We start from the raw sequence: 3921 nt of genomic DNA, 5'->3' as shown, positions 1-3921 counted from the left end.
GCGTCGACCAGGTTTTCGATCCGGCCGGTGGAGAAGTTGTCCAGTACCCGGACCTGGTTGCCCATCAGCATCAGTCGGGCGCTGCCACTTCTCACCCGCGTCGGGGAATGCCCGGCGGGCCGCCTCGCGCTGGTCGACGTGCCCGGACAGCGAGCGGGCGAAGGTGGCCTCGGCGATCCCGGTGATCGGGATGCCCAGGTCCAGGGCGCTCTGCACGGTCCACCGGCCGGTGCCCTTCTGCTCGGCCCGGTCCTGCACGACGTCCACGAACGGTCGGCCGGTCTCCGCGTCGGTGTGCGCGAGCACGTCGGCGGTGATCTCGATGAGGAACGAGCCCAGCTCGCCCTCGTTCCAGTCCCGGAAGATCTCCGCGATCTCCGCCGGCTTGGCGTCCAGACCGGAGCGGAGCAGGTCGTACGCCTCGGCGATGAGCTGCATGTCGGCGTACTCGATGCCGTTGTGCACCATCTTGACGAAGTGCCCGGCGCCGTCCGGCCCGACGTGCATGCAGCACGGCACACCGTCCACCTGCGCGGCGATCTTCTCGAACATCGGCCCGAGCTTGGCGTACGACTCGGTGGAGCCGCCCGGCATGATGCTCGGGCCGAGCAGCGCGCCCTCCTCACCACCGGAGACGCCGGTGCCGCTGAAGTGCAGCCCCTGCGCGCGCAGCGCCTCCTCCCGGCGGCGGGTGTCGGCGAAGTGGGCGTTGCCGCAGTCGACGATGATGTCGCCCTCGTCCAGCAGCGGCACCAACTCGTCGATCACCGCGTCGGTGGGCGCACCGGCCTTGACCATGACGATGACCGCGCGAGGTCGTTCCAGTGACGCCACGAAGTCGGCCATCGTCTCGCCCGGCACGAAGGTGCCCTCGTCGCCGTGCTCCGCGACCAGGCTGCGGGTGCGCTCCGGCGACCGGTTGTGCACTGCCACCGTGAAGCCGTTGCGGGCCAGGTTGCGGGCCACGTTGCGGCCCATCACCGCCAGCCCGGTCACACCGATTTGTGCCCTCGCCTGCTCAGCCATCCGTGCCGCCACCTCTCGTCACCACTATTGGCGTTCCGAACCTATCGTGATGTGGGCCGATCCGGGGCCAGTGATCCACCCTCTGATACGCGGGGTGGTCGCGGGGCTGCCGATGGTGGCGGCGCGACCAGTCAACCCTCGGCGAGACGGGCTTCGATCCGGGCGACCTTCCCGGTGAGCGCGTCGGTGACCCCGGGCCGGACGTCGGCCTTGAGCACCACGCTTACCCGGGGCGCCCGCGCGGCGACGACGTCGACCGCGCGCTTCACCACCGCCATCACCTCGTCCCACTCGCCCTCGACGGTGGTGAACATGGCATCGGTCCGGTTGGGCAGGCCGGACGCCCGGACCACCCGCACCGCCTCGGCGACCAGGTCACCAACGGAGTCGTCGCCGCCGAGCGGGGTGATCGAGAACGCGATCAGCATGTGCCGATCGTGCCAGTAAATCGGGTGCGCGTCCCGTCGGGCGGCCGTTAGGGTACGGGCATGCGTTACTGACGCCCCACCTTCCGAGCCGGCCCGCCGCCCCGCGCCGCGGTCCGTGCGCTCGCGGGCGTCCGCATGTCCCCTCCGCCGTTCGGCGGCGCTGGCTGTGTCCGATCCCGGCGAGCAGTCCCTCCACCGTTCGGCCGTCGCGTTGCGACGGTCACCAGCCGATCCGACCGACCGCCGGCGCGCGGGACCGGCCGTTCCGGTCGGCATTGAAGGAGGCCCGCATGCCTGCCAGGCGCAACCCGAAGAAGTCCCGTAGAACACCGCTGGGCACCAACCCGACGACCGAGCACGGCCGTCCCCGAGCAATCCGCCCGGACCTCGACCTCGCGGTCGAGCCGGCGGGCCAGGCCGAGTGGGCAGTGCTGGCTGAGCCGATGTTGCCGGCGGTCCTGGTCGAGCCGGCGGTGCCGGCGGAGCCGACGTTGCCGGCGGTTCGGGTCGAGGCGGCGGCGGTGCTCGGTGAGCTGACGCCGTCGATCGACGTGCCGGCGGCAGTCGACGCCCCGGCGGTGGGAGACCTGCCGAAGTCTGCCGGGCGACCGGCGGCACCGACGGCCGGGCCGCCCCAGGGTGGCGGCGGTCGCTCGGGTGGCGGCCGCAGCCAACAGGCCGGCCAGACCCGCCGCTACGCCTTCCGCCGCAGCTGAGCAAACACGCCCCCGCCCCGCTCCCCGGGGAGGCCGGGTCGTGACAGCAATATCAGGGATGTAGTGGCCTCCTCCGCCAAGGAGACCACTACATCCCTGTTGTTGTGCGGATCTTGGCGGCGGCGGCCAACGGCGGGCGGCCAGCGGCGGGCGGCCGGACTGCGGGGCGGCGGAACGGCGGGTTCAGCCGATCAGGGGGCGGAAGGTGCCGAGGAGGACGCTCGTGGTCAGGGCTGCTCCGGCCAGGGCTGCCGCGCCGGCGACGAGGAGCCCGTCGGCGCGGGTGAAGTGCTGGCGGCGGGCCACGGTTCGGGGCGTACCGGCGTCGAAGCCGCGCGCGTCCATCGCCACGGCCAGCCGGGTGCCCCGGCGGATCGCCCCGACCAGCAGCGCGAACGCGGTGGAGGCGAACAGTCGCAGCTTGGCCAGCGGGTTGCGTCCCGCGTCGACGCCCCGTGCCCGCCGCGCCATGCTGATCATCTGCCACTCCTGACCGAGCAGCGGCACCAGCCGGAACGCGGCGAGCGCCCCGATGGCGAACCGGGCCGGCGCTTTCGCGTTCTGGATCAACGCGTCGGCCAGGTCGGTGGGGTCGGTGGTCACGAAGACGATCACACCGGGCAGGGCCACCGCGAAGACCCGCAGCACCAGGCCGAGCGCGGTGAGCAGCACGCCGGTACTCACGAACACCGGTCCCGCGTCCAGCAGGACCCGGCCGGACCGGTCGGCGGCGAAGAGCACCAGGGTGACCAGGATGCCGGCGGCGCTGAGGAGCAGTGGCCAGGCCCGTCGCGCCAGCACCCGGTAGCGGATGCCGAACAGCGGCAGCACGGCTAGTTCGAGCGCGATGGCGATCGCCGGGGCCACCGGGTCCAGAGTGGCCAGCAGGGTGAACGAGAAGATAAGGGCGGCGGCGACCTTCGCCACCGGGTTGCGGCGGGCCAGCGGCGCACCGGGCGCGGCGACCGGCTCGATGCTGATCATCGGTCGTCGCCCGGGGTCGTTCGTAGGGTGACGCTGCGGTCGGCGAGCGCGGCGACGAAGTCCGCGTCGTGGGTGACAGCGACCACGCCGTGTCCGGCGTCGCGCAGGTCGGCGAAGAGGTCGACCAGCTCCCGCCAGGTCCGCCGGTCCTGGCCGAAGGTGGGTTCGTCGCAGATCAACAGGCGGGGCGCGGTGGCCAGGGCGGTCGCCACGCTCAGCCGCCGCGCCTCACCACCCGAGAGGGTGTACGGGTTGGCAGCGGCGAGCCGCGCCAGCCGCAGCCGTTCCAGCAGCTCGGCCACTGTCTCCTTGACGGCTGACTCGGGCTGACCGGTCCGACGGGGGCCGAGAGCCAGCTCGTCGAAGACAGTGCTCGTGACGAACTGGTGCTCCGGGTCCTGAAAGACCGACCCGATCCGGCGGGCCAGGGCGGGGGCGCGCCAGCGGTGCGGGGGAGTCCGGTGGTCCGCGCCGGCCAACTCGGCGGACGCGGTGACCCGCCCGGTGCCCGGCCGGAGCAGCCCGCCCAGTAACAACGCCAGAGTGGACTTGCCGACGCCGTTGGGTCCGCGGACGGCGAGCGCCTCGCCGGCGCGTACCCGAAGGTCGGTGGAGGCCAGCCGGGGTGGCAGGCCGAGCCGTTCGGCGGTGAGCAACAGCTCCCCGGCCGCGGCGGTGGCCGGGACTGGCCGAGATCGATCCGTGGGGCGGCGTACGAATCACCGGCGTGGGCGATCCGCCCTGGCCGCCCGCCGCCGAGTCGACTG

4 protein-coding genes and 1 pseudogene are annotated in these 3921 nt (G+C 72.9%); 1 reads left to right on the top strand and 4 read right to left on the bottom strand.

Annotated elements, in window-relative coordinates; all coding sequences use genetic code 11:
* Nucleotides 1-1026 (bottom strand): NADP-dependent phosphogluconate dehydrogenase (gndA, locus tag ACWCO3_RS32470; protein ID WP_450013734.1); only part of this gene is annotated, 1026 nt, incomplete at its 3' end.
* 131 nt (nt 1027-1157) lie between these two features.
* On the bottom strand, nt 1158-1454 hold the full coding sequence (locus tag ACWCO3_RS32465) for a thiamine-binding protein (protein ID WP_145779424.1): 297 nt from the start codon (nt 1452-1454) through the stop codon (nt 1158-1160).
* Between the two features lie 290 nt (nt 1455-1744).
* Between ACWCO3_RS32465 and ACWCO3_RS32460 the strand changes: the two genes are divergently transcribed.
* The gene (locus ACWCO3_RS32460; RefSeq protein WP_145779425.1) at nt 1745-2170 is read left to right on the top strand and encodes a hypothetical protein; all 426 of its coding nucleotides are present in this window, start codon (nt 1745-1747) and stop codon (nt 2168-2170) included.
* A 183-nt stretch (nt 2171-2353) separates the two neighbouring features.
* Here the strand turns inward: ACWCO3_RS32460 and ACWCO3_RS32455 are convergent, their stop codons facing one another.
* A complete protein-coding gene (locus ACWCO3_RS32455) occupies nt 2354-3154 on the bottom strand; it encodes an energy-coupling factor transporter transmembrane component T family protein (protein ID WP_450013732.1) in 801 nt (266 codons plus the stop codon).
* Nucleotides 3151-3843, bottom strand: a pseudogene (locus tag ACWCO3_RS32450) (ATP-binding cassette domain-containing protein); the annotation flags it as partial. The pseudogene ACWCO3_RS32450 and the gene ACWCO3_RS32455, both read right to left, overlap by 4 nt.
* Between the last annotated feature and the right edge of the window lie 78 nt (nt 3844-3921).

This window comes from Micromonospora sp. NPDC002411 (assembly GCF_053592955.1).
Note: the sequence above shows the minus strand (reverse complement) of the source record. Positions and strands in the feature narration are given on the sequence as shown.